Genomic DNA, 20,711 nt, shown 5'->3' with positions numbered 1-20,711 from the left:
ATGAAACACATTGAAAATGTTAGCCGTCGCGGCTTCTTAAAAAAATTGGGTATCAGTTCTACCGCTCTAGTGCTTGGAGTTCAATTACCTGCAATGCTCACTATTCCAAAAGCTTTGGCTGGTGTTACAGGCTCAGATAAGTTTTCACCCAGTGTTTATGTGCAAATAGGCGCTGATAACATTGTAAGTATTGTGGTGCATCGTTCGGAAATGGGTCAAGGGATCAGAACCAGTATTCCGATGATTGTTGCCGACGAACTCGGTGCTGATTGGCAACAAATAGCGGTTGTTCAAGGCTTAGGTGATAAAAAATATGGCAGTCAAAATACTGATGGCTCGCGCTCAGTAAGACGCTTTTATCAACCCTTGCGTGAAGCTGGCGCTGCGGCGCGTATGATGTTGCAAGAGGCTGCAGCAAAGCAGTGGCAAGTAGATGTGAGTGAAACAACGGCCGTAAATAGCACGATTGTGCATGAAAAAACTGGCCGTGAATTATCTTTTGGTAGCTTAGTTGCTGCAGCGAGTAAATTAGTATTACCAGAACAATCAGCATTGATTTTAAAAGACAAAAAAGACTTTAACCTGATTGGTAAATCTGATGTGGCATTAGTTGATGGTGAAAAAATTGCAACGGGCGCTACCACTTACGGGTTTGATGTTGAATTAGACAATATGCAATATGCTGTAATCGCTAGACCCCCAGTATTAGGCGCAAAAGTTAAATCATTTAATGGCGATGCTGCAAAAGCAATAGCGGGTGTTATTGACGTTGTGCAATTGCCTGACTTAAAAGAGCCTGCCGTATTTAAACCATTAGGTGGTGTTGCTGTTATTGCTAAAAATACTTGGGCAGCAATAAAAGGCCGCGAAGCGTTAGCCATTCAATGGCATGAAAGTGAGCATAAAAGTTACAACAGTGCACAATACAAAAAAGCATTAGCTGACAGTTGTGATAATCCTGCGAAAATACTACGTAGTAAAGGCAATGTGAGTAAAGCGCTATCTGAGGCTAAACAAGTGATTGTCGCGTCATATTATGTACCGGAATTAATCCATGTACCTATGGAGCCGCCAGCAGCAGCAGCACACTTTCATGATGGTGTTTTCGATATTTGGGCTTGTACCCAAACACCACAATCGGCACAGGGCACTGTTGCCCAAATCACGGGTGTAGCACCAGAAAATGTCAATATTAATGTAACTTTGCTTGGAGGGGGCTTTGGTCGTAAATCTAAGCCTGACTTTATTGTTGAAGCCGCCATATTATCGAAGCAGTTAAATGTGCCAATTAAAGTGATGTGGACACGCGAAGATGAAATTCAAAATGGCTATTATCATGCGGTAAGTTATCAAAAACTAGCAGCAGGTATTGATGAAGCTGGCAATGTTACAGCATGGCAACACCATGTTGCAGAACCCCCTATTGGCTCAACCTTTAGTAAAGGTGCAGATTTAATCGGTTCAGAAGCAAGTTTAGGTTTTATTGATATGCCTTACGATATTGCTAACATCAGTTGTGCTATCGGTAAAGCGCCAGCGCATACGCGTATCGGTTGGATGCGTTCAGTAACCAACATAAACCATGCCTTTGCAGTAAGTTCATTTATTGATGAGCTTGCACAGGCAAAAGGCTTAGACAGTAAAAACAACCTATTAGCCATGCTTGGCGCCGATCGAAAAATTGATTTTTCCAAAGAAAATGCTGAATACGGAAATTATGGTGAAACACTAGAGAAGTTCCCCGTTGATACCGCACGCATGAAAACCGTGATAGAAAAAGTAAGTACTATGGCAAAATGGGGCAGAAAACTCCCCAAAGGCCGTGGCCTTGGTATTGCTATGCATCGAAGCTTTGTTAGCTATGTAGCCTGTGTTGTTGAAGTATCAGAAAATAGTGACGGAAAAATTAAAGTAGAAGATGTTTGGATGGCGGTAGATTGTGGTTTAGCGGTAAATCCTGAACGTATTCGCTCACAAATGGAGGGCGCGGCTATTTTTGCTTTATCGTTAACATTCTTTAGTGAGCTAACCGCGAAAGACGGCGTTATTGAGCAAAATAACTTTGACAGTTATCAAGTTGCTCGTATTGGTGATGCGCCGACCACGCATGTTGAAATAATCGACAGTGACGCACCTCCAGGTGGTGTTGGTGAACCGGGTGTTCCACCTATTGCCCCTGCGATTTGTAATGCTATTTTTAATGCCACAGGTAAACGTTATCGAGAATTACCATTAAAGCAATATGGTATTGTTTAACTACATTATCGATTAGTACCACAGGTTAACGCTTAGATAATCATTGTTAAATACTTTAAAAAGCAGCAATTTATGCTGCTTTTTTATTGAATGCTGTTAAATAGTAAATGAACTGATAAAATAGCACCAATATAGATACTTAATTAGCATTCTACAGCAGGAAAATAGATGGCTTCTTTACAAGACCAGTTGCTAAAAGCAGGTTTAACTACCAAGCAGAAAGCACGACAAGCAAACAGTGATAAACGCAAAACAGGCAAGCAAAAACGCAGTGGCGTTAAGGTTGATACCAGTTTACAAGAGCAAGTAAAACAAGAGCTTGAGTTGGCGAAAAAAGAAAAGCTAGCGCGCGATATCGCTTTGAATAATGAGAAAAAGTCAGCATTAATTGCCAAAGAGCAACAGCTGAGAATTCTACAAATTTTGCAACATCACCAAGTCACTAAAGTGAATGGTGAAGCAGAATACAATTACACATTTAACAGTAAAATTAAGAAATTATTTGTTGATAGTGTAACGCATAAAGCCTTAGTTAATGGTCGTTTAGCCTTATGTGGTATTGACGATAAGACTTACATTGTTACCTCAGAAACGGCAGAAAAAGTCGCAAGTTTAGATAAAACCGTTATTTTGGTGCAAAACACTAAAGTTGCCGAAGATATTATTGCTGAAGATGACCCTTATGCAGAATTTCAAATTCCTGATGATATGATGTGGTAATTTAATCATTTCATTCTTTTAGTTTATTTACTTAACCGTGAGCACAAACCCTACTATGTTTTTAATTCGTTGGCCGATTGGCCGTTTAATTTTGTTATTAAATTTTATATTTTCTCCAAGTGCGCCAAAGCGCTCAGCACAGCTACAAAAAGAAGTGGATGCAAGCACAGCACACTTAAGCTTGTATCAACTACCGGCTTGTCCATTTTGTGTAAAAACGCGCCGTGCTATGAAGCGATTAGGCTTAAATATTGAACTACGTAATATTAATCAAAATGAACAATATCGCGAAGAGTTAATTCGCGAGGGTGGTAAAAGAACGGTGCCTTGTTTGAAAATTACTAATGAAGACCAATCAGTTACTTGGATGTATGAGTCAAGTGAGATTATTAACTACTTAGAGAAGTTTTCTAGTTAAGCTACGCTTTTACTTTACTGATTTGGTTTTCTTAAGAATTTTTTTACCTCTTTATGGGTCTTCTTATCATAAGTTATACCAAATCGATTAAGTAAGTGATCTATTACTTAATCTGATTAGTATAATTAGCCCTATTAGAGGTAAATATGTTAATCAAAACTAAAAAAAGCTATCAACTGTCTGAACAAGCAGTAACAGATGAATCTGTTTATCACTCTAGACGCGACCTGTTAAAAAAACTCGGTTATCTTGGTGCAGGAAGTTTACTGGCGCAATCGGCTACAGCAAACGCCAGCGCACTAAATTTCTTTAGCAGTAAAAAAGAAGTGCTGTTTCAGCGTCAAGCCTTAAAATATCAATCTGCTAGTGAATCTTCGCAAATATTAACCCCCGAAGCTAAAGTTACCTCTCATAATAATTTTTATGAATTTGGTACCAACAAAGGTGATCCGGTCGAAAATGCCCAAGAGTTCAATGTTAACCCTTGGCAATTAAGTATCACTGGCGAAGTCGATAAACCTTATACCCTAGGTTACGATGATCTATTTAAACGCTTTCCCTTAGAAGAGCGTATATATCGCCTGCGTTGTGTTGAAGCATGGTCAATGGTTATTCCTTGGGTAGGTTTTGGGTTAGCAGAGTTAATTAAAAAAGCTTCGCCTAACTCACGAGCAAAATATGTTGCCTTTGAAACCTTATATGATCCAAAGCAGATGCCAGGACAAGATAGTCGCCGTATTGGTGGCGGTGTTGAATATCCTTATGTCGAAGGTTTACGTATTGATGAAGCCATGAACCAACTGAGCTTTATGAGTGTCGGTTTATACGGTAAAACCCTACCGGCGCAAAATGGTGCACCTATTCGATTAGTCGTGCCATGGAAATATGGCTTTAAAAGTATCAAATCAATTGTTGGCATTAAATTAGTTGAACACAAGCCACCGACCACATGGAATAGATTAGCCGATAATGAATACGGTTTTTATGCCAATGTAAATCCTGAAGTAGATCATCCTCGTTGGAGTCAAGCCAGTGAAAGGCGCATAACGACCGGTGGCTTATTTGCGCGTAATCGCATTGCCACTTTACCATTTAATGGTTATGGCGAAGAAGTTGCTGCTATGTATAAAGGCATGGATTTAAGGAAAAACTATTAGTGCAATCAGCTGTGAACACGGCGAGTAAAGTGTCTTTTAAAAGTGTTTTTTTAGGTCATCGCGTATTGTTACTTAAAATTACTATTCACATGATGGCTTTTTTACCGTTATTAGCATTTTATTTGTTGGCATTTACTGACCAACTTGGCGCAGATCCTGTAGAAGACGTTATTCATTTTACCGGGATTGGCGCGTTTAATTTATTACTTATCTCCCTTCTGATAACACCGATTGCGAAAAAATATCGCCAAGGCTATTTATTACAAACCCGGCGACTAGTCGGCTTGTATAGTTTTACCTATGCATTGTTTCATTTGCTGAATTTCTTAGTTTTTGAAGTGCAATTCGATCTTGAACTATTCTTTGGTGAAATTATTGATAGGCCTTACATTACTGTGGGGATGGCCGCGCTAATCATTCTTTTTTCTTTAGCGGTAACGTCAATAACTGCACTTAGACGGAAAATGGGCAAAAACTGGCAGAAGCTACACAACTGGGTTTATGTCGCCGTTTTACTGATTGCATTACACTTTTTTTGGTCAGTGAAGTCTGACATTGTCGAGCCGATGATTTATATTGCTATGGTCGTATTTTTATTAAGCCTGCGCAAAGATAAAATTAAGCGTTGGTTTAAAAGGTAGCACTTTCCCAATAGGTACAAAAAAGCGAAGGCATTAACCTTCGCTTTCTATTTTAACTATGACAGGCGTTATTAACCTATTCGGTATTATTCGTCTCGAGAAGTTACTTCAAGTAAGTGATAACCAAATTGAGTTTTAACTGGGCCTTGTACTTCATTTAATGGCGCTGTAAATACAACTTCATCAAACTCTTGTACCATTTGGCCGCGACCAAAAGAACCTAATGCCCCACCTTGCGCTTTTGAAGGGCAATTTGAGTGTGCTTGTGCGATTGCTGTAAAATCTTCACCCGCTGCTATTTGTTGCTTTAATGTTAGACATTGCTCTTCAGTATCTACCAATATATGACGTGCTGACGCTCTTAACATTTTATTTCCTCTATTTATTACTTTTAAAATTACCCGTGGACTTTAGCGTATTTTTTTTGAGAAGAGAATAGTCAAAAAAATAAATAGTGTTACTTAAAGTAAACGGATGTTTTTTTATATAGCCGACATAATAAACACCATAAATATTAAGCGTATATATGTGTTATTAAAATTAGTTGTCGAGTTAAATAATTAATTGAAATGTAGCTTTGTGATAGATTTAGTTAATGAAATGCAGCTATAATTTCATGCAACCTTTAACTTCATAAAACCTAACAATTAATGAGCTTTGGCATGTATTTACCAAATTTAAAACATTTGCGCTATTTAGTGGCGCTGCACCAACATCAACACTTTCATAAAGCCGCACAAGCTTGCTTTGTTAGTCAATCAACGTTAAGTAGTGCAATTTTAAAGCTTGAACAACAACTCGGCTGTCAACTCATTGAACGTGACAATAAGTCATTTTTATTTACTAGCCAAGGCAATGCATTTGTTGAAAAAACCCGTAAGTTACTTGTTGATGCTAATGACCTAGTTAACAGTGCTAAGCAGCAGGGACAAACAGATGGTGGGGTATTTAATATTGGTTGTATACCCACAATTGCACCTTATTTATTGACTGACTTAGTACCAGCATGCCAGCAAGCGTTAAAAAATTTACTGATTTACTTTCGAGAAGACACCACAGATAACTTATTAAATATGCTAAAAAATGGCGATTTAGATGTGGTTATTCTTGCTCTACCCATAGCGCAAAGTGGCTTTGAAAGCCAAGTGGTTGGTAAAGATCATTTCTTCGCCGCGGGAGATCCTAAATTAATGGCAAAATTTAGCGAAAAACAAGATTATCAATGCCTTCCAGAACAAAGTGTGTTTTTGCTCTCCAATGAACATTGCTTAACAAAACATGCCATATCTGCGTGTAAATTATCGGATACCAGCCGAATTAACCCCTTTTCAGCCACAAGTTTAGCAACGCTGGTGCAGATGACCGCTTATCATCAAGGTTTTACTTTTTTACCTGAAATGGCGGTTAAAAAAGGCTTTTCCAAAGCTGAAGGGTTAAAGATTGAGAAACTCTCGGGTAATGTTTATCGAGAAATTGCCTTAATGCGACGCTCAACCAGTACAGAAACCCCGATATATCAAAAGATTTCAGCGATATTAATAAATTTATTAAAATAATTTCAAACTATTTTAATCCTCAACGCTACTTTTAATATAAGACAGTAAATTAATAGGAAATTGCGTGTTTGAACGAAGCGATGAAACGCTAGTAAAGTAAGCGCTTAAAGGTAAAGTCAGCTTGGGTTACCTTAGTAAAACACTATGAGAAAAAATTATATAGCTACACCCCACGTTTGGTGAGGAATCCTGATGATGCCTTAGATATGATACAAGATGTTTTTATGGCCGTTTTTCGTAACTTAGCGTCTTTCGTGGTTACAGCCCATTTAAAGGCTGGATGTTTAAATTGCCCATTATCGTTGTATTGATATTAATGAAACCGTGACCCAAGCGTGAAATTTAGAGATATGGTTTGAGTTAAGAACAAGTATAAAAAAGCACAGAATAAAAAAACCGCTAACGAGCGGTTTTTTTATGTTGTTGATTAAATGCAAGTTGTTAGCATAAATTTAAATTTTACTCACACTACAATCATTTTTTAAATATTTATTGTCATTTATAGCGATTAAGCTGACTTTTTTGTTTGAATCTTTTTCACTGATATTCTCATCTTTACTGTCAGTGCCAGTAGATGAAAAATCGAAATAGGCGAGTACTTGCTGCAACTTGTCATTAAATTTAGCGGCAAACTCAAAGATGGAATTTTTATTATCAAATTTACGTGGTACTAAGTTTACAAAGTCAGCAACTTGAATACCATGCAAAGGTTGTCGGGACATTTGAGTCAATGATTGCACATGAGTGTTATGGTGTTTTTGGAATGCTTCGCTGGTAATACTTGGGTAGGCGTAGTTGTTAGCAATATGTTTTGCCGTTAACTCTAGATTAATGACGACATTATTTACAGTTGAAGTACACTGAGGTTTGTCTTTCACTTCTGCTTGGATCGCTGAGCAATATAAACCCACGATTACAAAAATTGAACCAACAAAGTTAGGTTTAGTTTGTCTTATCATTTTGTGTTCCTCATCACATATCCATCCTGTCTCTATCCTTGATATCGTCACTGTACCATCATGTTACAAATTAATATAGATAATGGCTTGTGATTACGCGAGAACAATAAGTTAGGCGGTCTAATTTATCAGACCGATAACGTGATTTGATCAATAATCATTTATTTACAAAATAAATTGTACTGAATTAGCCATTTTAAGCAATAAAAAAGGCCTGTATTCATAAGCAAAAACACTCATGAATGCAGGCCTTTATTTTCATAAAAATACTTACATAGTTTTAGCTTTAGCTTTAAATAAAAGTCTATTTTTATGCAGTAAAGGTTCAGTATACCCGTTAGGTTGCTTATGACCTTGAAGCACTAATTCTAGCGCGGTTTGAAAGGCAATACTGGTGTCAAAGTTACTCGACATAGGAGTATATTGAGCATCATGTTGGTTTTGCTTATCGACAACTGCGGCCATTTTTTTCAAGCTTGCTAGCACTTGTTCTTCTGTGCAAATATTATGTTGTAACCAATTAGCCATATGTTGACTGGAAATTCTCAGTGTTGCGCGATCTTCCATTAAGCCAACATTATTAATGTCAGGCACTTTTGAACAACCTACGCCGTGGTCAATCCAGCGCACAACGTAGCCTAAAATTCCTTGTGAATTATTGTCTAATTCATCGGAAATTTCTTGCGCTGACCAGTGGGTGTTCTCTGCTAAAGGTATGGTTAAAATATCGTCAACGTTTGCAGGTACACGTTTTATCAGTTCTTGCTGTAATTCTAATACATTAACTTTATGGTAATGCAAGGCGTGCAAAGTAGCGGCTGTTGGCGATGGTACCCAAGCGGTATTTGCACCAGCTTTAACATGGTTGATTTTTGTTGCTAGCATATTGGCCATTTGATCCGGTATTGGCCACATGCCTTTACCTATTTGTGCTCTACCACTAAAACCACAAGCTAAGCCCACATCAACGTTATTATCTTCATAAGCCGAAATCCATTTAGTTAACTTAATATCTGCTTTTCTGGCCATAACACCTGCAGCCATCGAGGTATGAATTTCGTCACCGGTTCTATCAAGAAACCCTGTATTGATAAATACTACGCGCTCTTTTGCCTGATAAATGCAAGCTTTTAAGTTAACACTGGTACGGCGTTCTTCATCCATAATACCCATTTTAAGCGTATTACGAGGCAGTGTTAATAGGTCTTCAACACGGTCAAACAATTCATTCGCAAAAGCAACTTCTTCAGGACCGTGCATTTTAGGTTTAACAATATAAACCGACCCTTTATCACTATTTTGTAGCGTATTTTTTTGATTCACGTCATAGCTTGATATTAATGAGGTGATGACTGCATCCATAATGCCTTCAGGTACTTCATTATTTTGCTGGTCAATAATGGCATTGTTGGTCATCAAATGGCCAACGTTGCGCACAAACATTAAGCTTCGTGCTTTTAATTTACCTTGCGTACCATCAAGCTTTTGATAAGTTTTATCTGGATGCATTAAGCGGGTTTGCTGTTTACCTGATTTTTCAAATGTTTCAGATAAAGTACCTTGATTTAAACCAAGCCAATTTTTATAGGCAACCACTTTGTCTGCTGCGTCAACAGCGGCGACAGAATCTTCACAATCCATTATGGTAGTGAGTGCAGACTCCATAGAAATACCACTAACACCGGCGGTATCACTTTTTGCAATCGTGCTGTTTTGATCAAACTCGACAATAAAATGTAAATCGTGGTGTTTAAAAACTAGCTCATTAGGTGCAGGCTTCTCTCCTGTGAAACCGATCAATAGTTCAGCTTCGGCCAAATAGGTAGTTTCGCCATTACTTAGCTCAACTTTTAGATTACGGTCAACAATCTGGTAACTTTGTGCATTATGGTGAGAGCCTTTAACTAAAGGGATAGTTTGATCTAAAAAGTCGCGAGCAAAAGCAACAACCTTAGCGCCACGGATTGGATTATAAGATCCTGTTTTTTCACTGCCATTTTCTTCAGATATCACATCTGAGCCATATAAGGCATCGTATAAGCTACCCCAACGAGCATTTACCGCATTTAAGGCGAAGCGAGCATTCATTACCGGCACTACAAGTTGAGGACCTGCAATAGTGGCTAATTCTGCATCAACATTTTCTGTTGATATGGTGAAGTCTTCAACCGGTGTTGCTAGATAACTAATACGCGTTAAAAAATTTTTGTAGTCAGTAAAATCAAAGCTTTCAGCTTGGTGTTCTTGATGATAAGCCGTTATTTGTTGTTGCAGTGATGTACGCTTTAACAAAAGGTCTTTATTTTTCGGTGCTAACTCGGCAATAAGTTTTGCAAAGCCAGACCAAAACGTATCTGAAGCTAACGTTGTACCTGGCAGAACTTGCTGGTTAACAAAATTATATAGCTCTTCTGCTACCTGCAAATTTGCGATTGAAATTCTTTTTGTCATAGGACACCTGTGTTGAAAGTTTGGCAGTAATACCAATTCATTGACGAAAAAATAATACCTGCAATGTAGAAATATTGTCTATCTGTTGCAATAGGCATTAGTTAAAAATACCTAATCCTTAAACCATGTATTTCTTTTTTATGCTTGTAAATAAAGTCAATTCATTATTTATTATGGTCAAATAGTATATAGCTTTCACTTTACTTTACCTTTATTCACCATATTGTTTATTATTATCCTTGTTATTCATACTGCGAATGAATCATTAATAAAAACTATAACAATTTTTATACAATCAAGCTAAAACCTCGATAAAATTTATACCGACTTAGTTTTTTTATAGTATATGCCAAAGCTCTAAACGCAAATTTCGCCCTGAAATAACAAGGTTAATAAGGCTACAAAAGACTAGCTAAAAAGCTAATGATAAATGGGCTGATGAGTGCAGTAATAACAGCAGAAACAATTAAAGCCAATGAGCTATAAGCCGCATGCTCGTAGCTAATATTACTGACAGTTGCGGTACCAATTGCATGGCTGGCAGCGCCAATCGCTAAGCCTTGTGCTTTAGGTGATGTTACCTTAATAAATCTTAACCAAGGAGGTCCAACTAAGGCACCAAAAAATCCCGCGAGAATAATGGCAAAAGCGGTAATGGCTGTATTGCCATCTAATTGACCGGCGATGGCGATGGCAATGGGCGTTGTAACCGACTTTAGTGATAGTGCAACGGCAATGGTGTAATCGCCGATTAACAGCATGGTAATAACAAAACTACTAATAATGGCAATTAATGCGCCAATGAATAACACCAATATAATGCTTTTCCACTGCTTTTTTATTGTTTCTAAGTGCTGGTAAAGCGGAAAGCCTAATGCCACAACGGCGGGTTCGAGTAAGGCATTGAGTAGCCAAGAATTTGTAAAGTAACTGTCAAAACTAATATCCTGCCAAAGTAAAATAGCCATAATAACTAAAATAGTAATTAGCATGGGCTGTAACCAGATTGCATTTAATTTACTTTGCAACATCGCAATAAGCTGGAATAAAGCAATTGTACCTGCAACTACGAAAAATGAAGACAGTATATGGTTGTAGAGTAGATCCGTTATTACCATTAGTTTGGCTCTTCATCGATAGCATATCGCTGATAATGTAAGCCAACAAGGGTAAGCAATACAAAGGTGGTGACAAAGGTAATAGCGACTATGGCGATACCAAATTGTTTGATTAAGTCAAAGTGATTGATAATGCCAACACCTGCAGGAACAAAACACACGCCCATATGCTTTATGCACCAAACGACAGTACTTTTAATATGTTCAGCATTAAACAGACGAAAATGTAGCGTCACGGTGAAAATTATCAAGCCGTATAAACTAGCAGGTAATATTGGCGCAAAATAAGAGCACAACTTACCAAGGGCAAGGCAACTAAAAATTGCAAAGCTACTATACAAAGCATTGAATGTTTTTTTCTTAAACGTGCTCACACTCACTTCGACCATATTCTATATTAGCCTTCATTGGCGGCTTCGATAACCAACTGTCTAAACCATATGTGACTCGCGTCATGATGTAACAACGGGCTCCATATCATTTTTAGTTCTATATCAGGAATATCAAATGGTGGTTCAAGTACCGTATAATTAGCATCGTTTTTATGAATTAATGCTGCTCGCGTTGGTAAGGTTGCAACTAATTCATCTTCAAGTGCTAGTTGCATTGCTACGTGGTAATTTCGGGTAAATACTTTAATGTTACGCTGTTTACCTATACGTGCTAAAGCTTCATCAACCCAACCTAATTTTTGTACATCTTTTGGGTCCATACCGACACCGACACCAAAACCTGTTTTAGATACCCAAACATGTTTAGCACTAAGGTAAGTATTGAGATTAAATTTTTCAACGATTGGATTATTGGCACTTAATAAGCAAGAAAATGAATCGCGCCAAATGGTTTTTTGATGAAACGATTGTGGTAATTCATCAAAACGGTTAATCGCCATATCAATCTTACCCGCTTCAACATCATGAAAATTAACATCACTGGGTGTCATGATGTCGATAGTAACGTTAGGCGCTATTTGATTGATACGCTTCAATAATCTTGGTAATAACGTAGAGGCCGCATAATCACTAGCCATAAGACGAAAAACCCGCTGGCTATTGAGCTCGTTAAATTCTTCTTCCCCTTGCAGCGCTTCTTCTAGCTCCAATAAAATTTTACGAATTGCCGGCGCTAAGGCTCGAGCACGTTCGGTAGGGACCATACCATCAGATGTTCTGACTAAAATAGGATCGTTGAACAGCGTACGCAGTCTTTTTAGGCCATTACTCATCGCCGGTTGAGTAATATTTAACTGACCAGCAGCGCGAGTAACATTTTTTTCTCTGAGTAATACATCAAGATAAATCAGTAGGTTTAAATCAATTTTCGAGATATTCATAAAATTAATAATCTAGAACATAAACATAACTTAGATGTATGTCATGGCTTATAGTGATAATCAAGTAAATTTAATGAGAAAAATAAATAAATTTCATCATAATTATTCTAAGTAGTTAACATGCTTAGTTGTTACTAACTGAATTCATTATATTATTTACCTTTATCTTTTAGAGTTAATACACCACTATTTACCTTGTGAATGGTAAGGATGCTAATTATATATTTTGTTTATTTGTGATTGTTGGTTTAGTATTTGTGTTGTCCGGTGTGACAGCTTACATAAGCAGTTACATCATCAAGAATATAAATACTGTCAGTTAATACTTTTGGAGAAAGTGATATGTCTAATTATCAAAACGCAATAGAAGCAGTTAAAGCAATTAAAGAAAAAGCTGGCAGTTCTTGGGATGCCATTAATCCTGAATCAGTAGCTCGTATGCGAGCGCAGAACAAATTTAAAACAGGTTTAGATATTGCGCAATATACTGCAGATATTATGCAACGTGATATGGAAGCATACGATGCTGACAGTTCTAAGTACACTCAATCGTTAGGCTGTTGGCATGGATTTGTTGGTCAACAGAAAATGATTTCTATCAAGAAACATTTTGATGGTAAAACAGACCGTCGTTACTTATATCTTTCTGGATGGATGGTTGCAGCACTACGAAGCGAATTCGGTCCTCTTCCTGACCAATCTATGCACGAAAAAACTTCGGTAGCTTCTTTAGTTGCAGAACTTTATACCTTCTTACGTCAAGCTGATGCGCGTGAATTAGGCGGTCTTTTCCGCGAACTAGACGCAGCAGCTGAAGGCGACAAAGCTGCCATTCAATACAAAATTGATAACCACGTTACTCACGTTGTTCCAATTATTGCTGATATCGATGCAGGTTTTGGTAACGCTGAAGCAACTTACTTAATGGCTAAGCAAATGATTGAAGCTGGTGCTTGTGCGCTTCAAATTGAAAACCAAGTTGCTGATGAAAAACAATGTGGTCACCAAGACGGTAAAGTAACGGTTCCTCATGCAGACTTTCATTCTAAAATCCGTGCATTACGTCACGCTTTCCTAGAATTAGGTATCGATAACGGCATTATCGTTTCACGCACAGACTCTGAAGGTGCTGGTCTTACTAAAGAAATAGCGGTAGTTAAAGAGCCAGGCGATCAAGGCGACATATATAACTCTTTCTTAGATGTTGAAGAAATTGACGTAGCTGACATGGCTGAAGGCGATGTATGCTTTAACCGTGACGGTAAATTAGTTCGTCCTAAGCGCCTACCTTCAGGCTTATACCAGTTCCGTCAAGGTACAGGTGAAGAGCGCTGTGTATTTGACAGCATTGAAGCAATTAAAGCGGGCGCGGATCTACTTTGGATTGAAACAGCGACACCAAACGTTGCTGATATTACCGCGATGATGAATGAGGTTCGTAAAGAAATCCCGAATGCTAAGCTTGTTTACAACAACAGCCCATCATTCAACTGGACACTAAACTTCCGTCAACAAGTATTTGATACTATGGTTGAAGCTGGCGAAGATGTATCTAACTACGTTCGTGCTGACTTAATGAATGTTGATTACGATACTACTGAATTAGCTGCAGTTGCAGATGACAAAATCCGTAGTTTCCAATCAGACACTGCGCGTGAAGCCGGTATATTCCATCACTTAATTACGCTGCCTACTTATCACACAACCGCATTGTCTGTTGATAACTTAGCTAAAGAATACTTTGGTGATGCTGCTATGCTTGGTTATGTTGAAGGTGTACAGCGTAAAGAAATTCGTCAAGGTATCGCCTGTGTTAAACATCAAAACATGTCAGGTTCTGATATGGGTGATGACCACAAAGAATATTTTGCTGGTGAGAATGCACTTAAAGCCGGTGGAGCGAAAAATACTTCTAACCAGTTTTAATAACACATCAGCATAAAAGTTGGCTTAAAATATTACCCAACCGAAGTAAAAAACACTGTGTTTAAGCAGTAATGCCAACAAGTTAGCATATTAATCTTGAAAATTGGCAGGAGAAACCAAAATCCGATGAAAGCTCTTCATCGGATTTTTTATGCCTGAAATTTAGTGTTTGAACGTTTTATAATATTTTGAACCAATATGAGATAGATCATTAAAAACTTCAGGATGGAAAGCACATGTTGATTTTTACGTGTGACTCACTTGAAACTATTGCTACAAATAGCTTAGGTTAATGTAGATTAAAAAATAACCATATTCAGATATGGGTATATTATTTCGAATATGCATTCAAAATATTTTAGTGAGGTAGCATGAGCATGCTCTGATCTTAAAGTTAAGGTAAATAATGATACCTTGGTGTTATATACTTTTTAGCTGCAACAATAAGCCTAGGATCTTTTTACTCAGACGGTTAACCTTACTATTACTGTAAGTTCTAGCTGTGTACTCGTCGGTTTTAATCTGTAAAAACACAAGGATAATCGACTGTTCTGCCTAGCTGTCAGTGATAATTTTTTCACTGAATTAGTAAAGTTAAACCACAGATAAACTAGTTATTTCTATGATTTTTTGTTCATTATTAAGCAAATACCCATAAATTTTCGTAGTTGAATTTTAATTGGTAACATATGTTTACATTTTAGCTATATGTTATAGGTGGTTAACCTGTTAAAGCAGTGCTTTATTTGTTATAAAAACCTGCTGATTTGTTTTAGTTAAATAGTATTTTAGTGAAATAGTTAAAATAAAATAAATTAATATAAAAACAAGTAATTATAAAAGCATAAAAAGGAAGATAAAATATGAAAGTCTCACACAGTCGTAAACATACACTCGCCCTAAGTATAACCGCCGCTTTATTCGCTTCACAAAGTTATGTTGCAGTTGCAGCAGAAAAAGATAGCGTAGAAAGAATTCAAGTTACAGGTTCTCATATTAAAAGAACTGACATGGAGGGGCCATCACCTCTAACATCACTTAGCGCTGAAGATATTGCTAATAGCGGTGTTACGGACCTTATCGGCCTTTTTACTAAGTTACCTATGGCAGGCCAAGGCACTTTTTCAACGCAAGGAAACAGCAGTGATAACACCAGCAATGGTGGTTCAAGTGTTTCATTACGTGGTTTAGGTGCTGATTCAACACTAATATTAGTGAATGGAAGACGAGTTTCTGTTTCACCATTTGCTAATAATATTGATACCGCATTTGTTGATATCAATAATATTCCTTTAGCGGCTATTAAGCGCGTTGATATTTTAAAAGATGGTGCCTCAGCTACTTATGGTTCTGATGCCGTTGCTGGTGTTATTAACATCGTTTTACGTGACGATGTTGAGGGCGCTGAAGTTGCCGTAAAATTAGGTGATACCGCAGATGGCGGCGGCAAGGAAAAAAATATCAGTATTGTTTGGGGTAACTCAACAGAAAAAAGTAGTCATACTTTTGCATTAGATTATTTTGACCGCGAAGAAATTCTTTATGCTGATCGAGATTATTCAAAATCAGCTAATCAAAAAGCATTAAGACCTAATGACCCGTTTGCCACTGATTTTAGAAGTTCATCAGGGTTCCCAGGTACGATTGCATTAGCAAGTGATTCGACTAATCGTATGCCTGATACTTTTGGTAATGACGTTTGTCCTGCAGAGCAAATTGTTGGTAACCTTTGTCGTTATGATTACGCGCCAATGATGACTTCAGTGCCAGCCACTGAACGCGCAAGTTTTATTTACATGGGTAAATATGAAATTAATGACAATTTACGTGGCTTTGCAGAATTAAACGGTCAACATTCAAAAACCACCATTCGTGGAGCAGGTAGCCCAAGCTTTAATGAATTATTTATGGCCGGTGATAATATTAATCATCCATTTGCCGATATGCCCACTCATGAGTTTTATCAGCAAGATTTAACTATGCGTCGTCGTATGGTTGATATTGGTAATCGTGAAAAACGTGTTACTTCAGATTACTATCGCTCAATTCTTGGTTTACAAGGTGAGTTTCAAGATTGGAGCTGGGAAGTTGCTTATAACTATATTAAAAGCTCATCGACAGAGCGTGGTGTAAATGGTTTCCCTAATTCACGTCGCACACAAGAAGCGATTGATAGCGGTTTGTGGAATCCGTTTGAACCATCAAGTAATAGTCAGGAATCATTAGATTTTATTGAAACTACAACGGCTCGTATTGGTAAATCAACCAGTAAGTCATTTGACGGTAAAATCAGTGGTTCATTGATGGAAATGTCACATGGTGATCTTGGTTTAGCGGTCGGTTTTGAATATCGTGAAGAAAGTATTAGCGATAACCCTGATGATCAATTCTTACGCGGTGAAGTATTTGGCACGGAAGCAACTCAAGCCAATGGCTCACGTGATAATACCTCAATTTTTGCTGAATTGGCCATTCCAGTACTTGATAATTTAGAAGTGCAAGTTGCGGTACGCCATGAAGATTACAGCGATTTTGGTACTACAACCGATCCAAAAGTAGCCTTTATTTGGCAACCAACTGAGTCTTTATCATTACGTGGCTCATACGGTACGGCATTTAGAGCACCGTCTTTACATCAAATTGGTTTAGGCAATACAGATGAATCGCCTAATTTAGTTGATGATGTACGTTGTGCGGCTGTTGGTAATATTAACAAAGCTTGTGAGCCGCAAGAATATACTGCTGTGTTATCAGGTAATGATGATTTAGGTCCTGAAGAATCGACAAGTTATAACCTAGGCTTAATCTACGAAATAACTGATAACATGGACTTTTCAGTAGATTATTATGATTATGATATCGAAAATGTAATCACTAAAGATACTCAGTTTAAATTTAGTACCTTAGGTGCTGACTCAACAGTAGTTGAACGTTTACCATCGACAATACCTGGCGATCCAGGTGAAGTAGTGCGTATTTTCGATCAATATGAAAATATCGGCAATATCACGACATCTGGTCTAGATATTGAAGCTAACTATGGTTTAGAAACCGATATGGGTGATTTCAAGTTTTCATATGTTGTAAATTACGTTTTATCTTATGAAGATGCTCGCCCGAATGCTGATGGCTCTATGCGAATTGATACTCAAGAAGGTGACTTTGAACAACCTGAAGTACGTTGGTCATTCAACACAGCTTGGGTACAAGGCGATTGGAACGCAAGTATGGCGATTAACTATATTGGCGAATTCAAACAAGATGCCTCAGTTGCTACTGAAGGTATGAATGATATAGATTCATGGACAACTGTGGATACCACAATTAATTATATTGGTATTGAAAATACAACGTTAAGTATTGGCGCTACTAACTTGTTTAATGAAGAACCACCGTTTGCTTATCATGACTTTATGGGCTTTGCGAATAGCACGCATAATAGCCAAGGTCGTTTTGTATACGCTAAAGCAAGCTACAAGTTTTAAATAACGGCTAGTTTTTAAAAATATTTAAAATTGTTATCAAGCTCTTACTTAGGTAAGAGCTTTTTTTTGTCTAAGTTTTTTAAAGTAAACTGTTCAGTCAATAAATGATCTTGTGCCAATGAGATGTATTTCACTCAATTAATTCAGCTGCCAGCGTGGTTCCTTGGTGTTTTACCATTTGTCTAAAAGCACCTGGGGTGATGCCATAACGGCGCTTAAAGTGTCGATAAAAATGGCTCAAATTGCTAAAGCCAGTTGCGAAAGCAACTTCTGTTATATCAGTGTTCGAGCTAGCTAGAATTTTAGCCACGGCATCGCAGCGTACTTTCAGGAGATATTCAATAACACTAAATCCCGTATGCTGACGAAATTGGCGAGCGAAATGGCTTCTTGAAATGTTCACTTGATTTGCCACCATTTCCAGCGTTATATCCATCGCATAGTTTTCATGAATCCAATTCTGAGCTTTGGTCATTCTAAGGGATGATTGCGCAGTTGTTTTCTGTTCATAACCTGCATTACTGACGTGTATCAGCAATAACCGTAAGTATAAATTCTCTTTTAAACTGGCATGCAATGGTGAGGTAGCACTAGACGTAGCTTTAATCTCATTAGCAATTTTTAGTATTTCTTGGCTACTATCATCCGTGCTTAAATGGCCATTGTTTATTAAAAATTCACCTTTGGATAATGTATTTAAAAACAGTCTGTTGGTGGGGTTTGATAAGGTGTCAAATGAGGGCGGATCAATGCAGGCGAAAAGTAATTTAGTCTCGGCTTGAGAATCAATACAAATTGAATGTGGGTATTGAACGGGGATAAAAGCAGAGTGTCCAGCCGATAGCTTGTGCAATTCATCATTAATGTAGATGTTTACACTGCCTTTTATACAGATCACTAACTCATGCAAGTTATGATGGTGTTGCTCAATATTTTTACACAACACAACACTTGAGGTCCAAAGCATTAAAATAGTCCGATAGTATAATTATTGGGTTCAATCCTATGCGACAGCTAATAATAAAGATACTAAAATAATATAAACGTAGCACTATTGCATTCTAGCTTGTGATTATGGAAAAATACTAGCTAAGTAAATGGTTTGCTTAGGCTACCTGATAGCAATAGAACAGTTAAATACATTACTTTATTGGAGAAACCTATGATTGTTGTACATCACCTGAATAACTCACGCTCTCAACGAGTGCTTTGGGCTCTAGAGGAGCTTGGCGTTCCCTATGAAATAAAACAATATAAACGTGATCTCAAAACTAATCTAGCGCCCGCAAGCCTTAAAAAAGTACATCCTTTGGGTAAGTCTCCTGTGATAACCGATGGTGACATTACCGTTGCAGAATCTGGCGCGATTATTGAGTATCTCGCTCAAACCTATGGCCAAGATAATTTTATTCCAGAGGCAAAAACTGAAGCACATCGTCAGTATTTATATTGGCTGCATTTTGCTGAGGGAACACTGATGCAGCAATTGTTGTTAAAACTCATTTTAGAGAAAACAGTACAGCGTTCGATGCCTTTTCTGATTAAACCTATAGCTAAAGGCATTATGAAAAAAGTAATGGCTGGATACGTTGGGCCGAATATCAAAGCTAACTTAGATTTAATTGAAAACCATTTAAAAAATAACGAATGGTTTGCCGGAAATGAGCTTTCAGGCGCGGATATTCAAATGAGTTTTCCCTTAGAAGCTTGGGTAGCAAGGAAGACAGCGGACCAAAATTATCCGACAATTGTTGCGTTCGTTAAACGTTTTCAAGCTCGGGAAGCTTATCAAAAAGCTTTAAAATCTGGCGGCACTTACGATTTTGCTTAATCCTTTATGCCAAATAAAAAGTACTAAATATCCAAGTGGTAAAGAGAAAGCAATAAATTTAGTACTATTAATAAAAATGCTCAAAGGTGTTGTTAGTTTATTTTAATAGCTGATTTTGTTTGATCAAATGCATCGAAAAAATAAAATATTAACAATAGAAAATATGAAAAATATACGATAACGGTCTTTTTTTGGTCGAGTTGGACTAGTATTAGGTGAGCAGTTTCCTGAAAGCATCGCGCTATCAACTATCAGTGAATACCAAGCAAGTTTACATAAATATCAGCCACTTTATTAAGTGGCGTACTTAATAAATTTATGAGTTGTTAATGTTGCAACTCAGTTTTGAGAGAACAAACTATGATTGAATTCAAGTTAAATGGAAAGAAGGTTTCCTCTACTGCAGATGTTAATACGCCGTTGTTATGGATTATACGTGATGAATTTGGTTTTAAAGGCACAAAATTTGGTTGTGGTATTGGCATGTGTGGTGCTTGTACCGTGCATCTTGATGGTGCACCAGTTAGAACCTGTTCTTTTCCATTGTTAGCAGCAGAAAATAAAAATATAACCACGATTGAAGGTTTAGAAAATAAACATCCATTACAAAAAACATGGATTGAAGAACAAGTACCGCAATGTGGCTACTGTCAGTCGGGACAAATTATGCAAGCCGCTACCTTATTGGCAAGCAACTCGTCACCGAGTGACCAAGAGATTGTTGACCATATGAGTGGCAATTTATGTCGCTGTATGGCTTATGTTCGAATTAAAAGTGCCATTAAAAATGCGGCCGATGTTATGTCAGCCGAAGTGCAAACTTTTGATCCTCGCTCTTCAACGCAACAATCATAAAGGCG

18 protein-coding genes are annotated in these 20,711 nt (G+C 37.6%); 11 read left to right on the top strand and 7 right to left on the bottom strand.

What is annotated here, in order from left to right:
- From H4J38_RS02100 to msrQ, 5 genes are all read left to right on the top strand, one after another.
- Positions 1-2,256: a xanthine dehydrogenase family protein molybdopterin-binding subunit gene (locus H4J38_RS02100; RefSeq protein ID WP_182128990.1), complete on the top strand. Its 2,256-nt coding sequence runs from the start codon at positions 1-3 to the stop codon at positions 2,254-2,256.
- Positions 2,257-2,424: 168 nt separating this feature from the next.
- On the top strand, positions 2,425-2,976 hold the full coding sequence (locus H4J38_RS02095) for a DUF2058 domain-containing protein (protein ID WP_182128988.1): 552 nt from the start codon (positions 2,425-2,427) through the stop codon (positions 2,974-2,976).
- 55 nt (positions 2,977-3,031) lie between these two features.
- Positions 3,032-3,394: a glutaredoxin gene (locus H4J38_RS02090; protein WP_182128986.1), complete on the top strand. Its 363-nt coding sequence runs from the start codon at positions 3,032-3,034 to the stop codon at positions 3,392-3,394.
- 146 nt (positions 3,395-3,540) lie between these two features.
- The gene (gene msrP / locus H4J38_RS02085; protein WP_182128984.1) at positions 3,541-4,551 is read left to right on the top strand and encodes a protein-methionine-sulfoxide reductase catalytic subunit MsrP; all 1,011 of its coding nucleotides are present in this window, start codon (positions 3,541-3,543) and stop codon (positions 4,549-4,551) included.
- Entirely contained in the window at positions 4,551-5,192 is a 642-nt protein-coding gene (gene msrQ / locus H4J38_RS02080) for a protein-methionine-sulfoxide reductase heme-binding subunit MsrQ (protein WP_310733426.1), read from the top strand. Before msrP ends, msrQ begins: the two co-directional genes overlap by 1 nt.
- Positions 5,193-5,278: 86 nt before the next feature.
- On the opposite strand, the gene H4J38_RS02075 is transcribed toward msrQ, so the two are convergent.
- Positions 5,279-5,578: a peptidylprolyl isomerase gene (locus H4J38_RS02075; protein ID WP_310733443.1), complete on the bottom strand. Its 300-nt coding sequence runs from the start codon at positions 5,576-5,578 to the stop codon at positions 5,279-5,281.
- 276 nt (positions 5,579-5,854) lie between these two features.
- On the opposite strand from H4J38_RS02075, the gene H4J38_RS02070 reads away from it, so the two are divergent.
- On the top strand, positions 5,855-6,748 hold the full coding sequence (locus H4J38_RS02070) for a hydrogen peroxide-inducible genes activator (protein ID WP_182128980.1): 894 nt from the start codon (positions 5,855-5,857) through the stop codon (positions 6,746-6,748).
- Positions 6,749-6,927: 179 nt separating this feature from the next.
- The gene (locus H4J38_RS17095) at positions 6,928-7,059 is read left to right on the top strand and encodes a hypothetical protein (RefSeq protein ID WP_310733425.1); all 132 of its coding nucleotides are present in this window, start codon (positions 6,928-6,930) and stop codon (positions 7,057-7,059) included.
- A gap of 141 nt (positions 7,060-7,200) precedes the next feature.
- Here H4J38_RS17095 and H4J38_RS02060 read toward each other — a convergent pair whose 3' ends face one another.
- The 5 genes from H4J38_RS02060 to H4J38_RS02040 all read right to left on the bottom strand — a co-directional run bounded on the left by H4J38_RS02060 (position 7,201) and on the right by H4J38_RS02040 (position 12,609).
- Positions 7,201-7,707, bottom strand: coding sequence for a hypothetical protein (locus H4J38_RS02060; RefSeq protein WP_182128978.1), 507 nt, complete (start codon positions 7,705-7,707; stop codon positions 7,201-7,203).
- 270 nt (positions 7,708-7,977) lie between these two features.
- Positions 7,978-10,158 (bottom strand): malate synthase G, encoded by a 2,181-nt coding sequence (locus tag H4J38_RS02055; protein WP_182128976.1) that lies wholly within the window; start codon positions 10,156-10,158, stop codon positions 7,978-7,980.
- Positions 10,159-10,556: 398 nt separating this feature from the next.
- Positions 10,557-11,276 carry an LrgB family protein gene (locus tag H4J38_RS02050; RefSeq protein ID WP_182128974.1) on the bottom strand — a complete coding sequence of 240 codons (720 nt, stop codon included), beginning with the start codon at positions 11,274-11,276 and terminating at the stop codon, positions 10,557-10,559.
- Complete coding sequence (locus tag H4J38_RS02045; protein WP_310733424.1) at positions 11,276-11,650, bottom strand: CidA/LrgA family protein; 375 nt, start codon at positions 11,648-11,650, stop codon at positions 11,276-11,278. The genes H4J38_RS02050 and H4J38_RS02045 overlap by 1 nt, the downstream gene beginning before the upstream one ends.
- 23 nt (positions 11,651-11,673) lie before the next feature.
- Positions 11,674-12,609 carry a LysR family transcriptional regulator gene (locus H4J38_RS02040; RefSeq protein WP_182128970.1) on the bottom strand — a complete coding sequence of 312 codons (936 nt, stop codon included), beginning with the start codon at positions 12,607-12,609 and terminating at the stop codon, positions 11,674-11,676.
- Positions 12,610-12,951: 342 nt separating this feature from the next.
- On the opposite strand from H4J38_RS02040, the gene H4J38_RS02035 reads away from it, so the two are divergent.
- Together H4J38_RS02035 and H4J38_RS02030 are read left to right on the top strand one after the other, a co-directional pair.
- Positions 12,952-14,535: an isocitrate lyase gene (locus H4J38_RS02035; protein WP_182128968.1), complete on the top strand. Its 1,584-nt coding sequence runs from the start codon at positions 12,952-12,954 to the stop codon at positions 14,533-14,535.
- A gap of 863 nt (positions 14,536-15,398) precedes the next feature.
- Positions 15,399-18,020 (top strand): TonB-dependent siderophore receptor, encoded by a 2,622-nt coding sequence (locus H4J38_RS02030; protein ID WP_182128966.1) that lies wholly within the window; start codon positions 15,399-15,401, stop codon positions 18,018-18,020.
- A gap of 130 nt (positions 18,021-18,150) precedes the next feature.
- On the opposite strand, the gene H4J38_RS02025 is transcribed toward H4J38_RS02030, so the two are convergent.
- The gene (locus H4J38_RS02025; RefSeq protein WP_182128964.1) at positions 18,151-18,987 is read right to left on the bottom strand and encodes an AraC family transcriptional regulator; all 837 of its coding nucleotides are present in this window, start codon (positions 18,985-18,987) and stop codon (positions 18,151-18,153) included.
- A 195-nt stretch (positions 18,988-19,182) separates the two neighbouring features.
- Here H4J38_RS02025 and H4J38_RS02020 point away from each other — a divergent pair, with 195 nt between their 5' ends.
- Positions 19,183-19,851, top strand: coding sequence for a glutathione S-transferase family protein (locus H4J38_RS02020; RefSeq protein WP_182128962.1), 669 nt, complete (start codon positions 19,183-19,185; stop codon positions 19,849-19,851).
- A 360-nt stretch (positions 19,852-20,211) separates the two neighbouring features.
- Positions 20,212-20,706 carry a (2Fe-2S)-binding protein gene (locus H4J38_RS02015; protein WP_182128960.1) on the top strand — a complete coding sequence of 165 codons (495 nt, stop codon included), beginning with the start codon at positions 20,212-20,214 and terminating at the stop codon, positions 20,704-20,706.
- Positions 20,707-20,711: the final 5 nt, after the last annotated feature.

Origin of the sequence: Colwellia sp. BRX10-3, assembly GCF_014077505.1 — a bacterium.
GTDB lineage: Bacteria > Pseudomonadota > Gammaproteobacteria > Enterobacterales > Alteromonadaceae > Cognaticolwellia.
Note: the sequence above shows the minus strand (reverse complement) of the source record. Positions and strands in the feature narration are given on the sequence as shown.

Coding starts and splice junctions, on each gene's coding strand:
- H4J38_RS02035 (WP_182128968.1), top strand. CDS start 12,952: ATGTCTAATTATCAAAACGCAATAGAAGCAGTTAAAGCAATTAAAGAA.
- H4J38_RS02095 (WP_182128988.1), top strand. CDS start 2,425: ATGGCTTCTTTACAAGACCAGTTGCTAAAAGCAGGTTTAACTACCAAG.
- H4J38_RS02060 (WP_182128978.1), bottom strand. CDS start 7,707: ATGATAAGACAAACTAAACCTAACTTTGTTGGTTCAATTTTTGTAATC.
- H4J38_RS02040 (WP_182128970.1), bottom strand. CDS start 12,609: ATGAATATCTCGAAAATTGATTTAAACCTACTGATTTATCTTGATGTA.
- H4J38_RS02090 (WP_182128986.1), top strand. CDS start 3,032: ATGTTTTTAATTCGTTGGCCGATTGGCCGTTTAATTTTGTTATTAAAT.
- H4J38_RS02020 (WP_182128962.1), top strand. CDS start 19,183: ATGATTGTTGTACATCACCTGAATAACTCACGCTCTCAACGAGTGCTT.
- H4J38_RS02050 (WP_182128974.1), bottom strand. CDS start 11,276: ATGGTAATAACGGATCTACTCTACAACCATATACTGTCTTCATTTTTC.
- H4J38_RS02030 (WP_182128966.1), top strand. CDS start 15,399: ATGAAAGTCTCACACAGTCGTAAACATACACTCGCCCTAAGTATAACC.
- H4J38_RS02025 (WP_182128964.1), bottom strand. CDS start 18,987: ATGCTTTGGACCTCAAGTGTTGTGTTGTGTAAAAATATTGAGCAACAC.
- msrP (WP_182128984.1), top strand. CDS start 3,541: ATGTTAATCAAAACTAAAAAAAGCTATCAACTGTCTGAACAAGCAGTA.
- H4J38_RS02070 (WP_182128980.1), top strand. CDS start 5,855: ATGTATTTACCAAATTTAAAACATTTGCGCTATTTAGTGGCGCTGCAC.
- H4J38_RS02015 (WP_182128960.1), top strand. CDS start 20,212: ATGATTGAATTCAAGTTAAATGGAAAGAAGGTTTCCTCTACTGCAGAT.
- H4J38_RS02055 (WP_182128976.1), bottom strand. CDS start 10,158: ATGACAAAAAGAATTTCAATCGCAAATTTGCAGGTAGCAGAAGAGCTA.
- H4J38_RS02100 (WP_182128990.1), top strand. CDS start 1: ATGAAACACATTGAAAATGTTAGCCGTCGCGGCTTCTTAAAAAAATTG.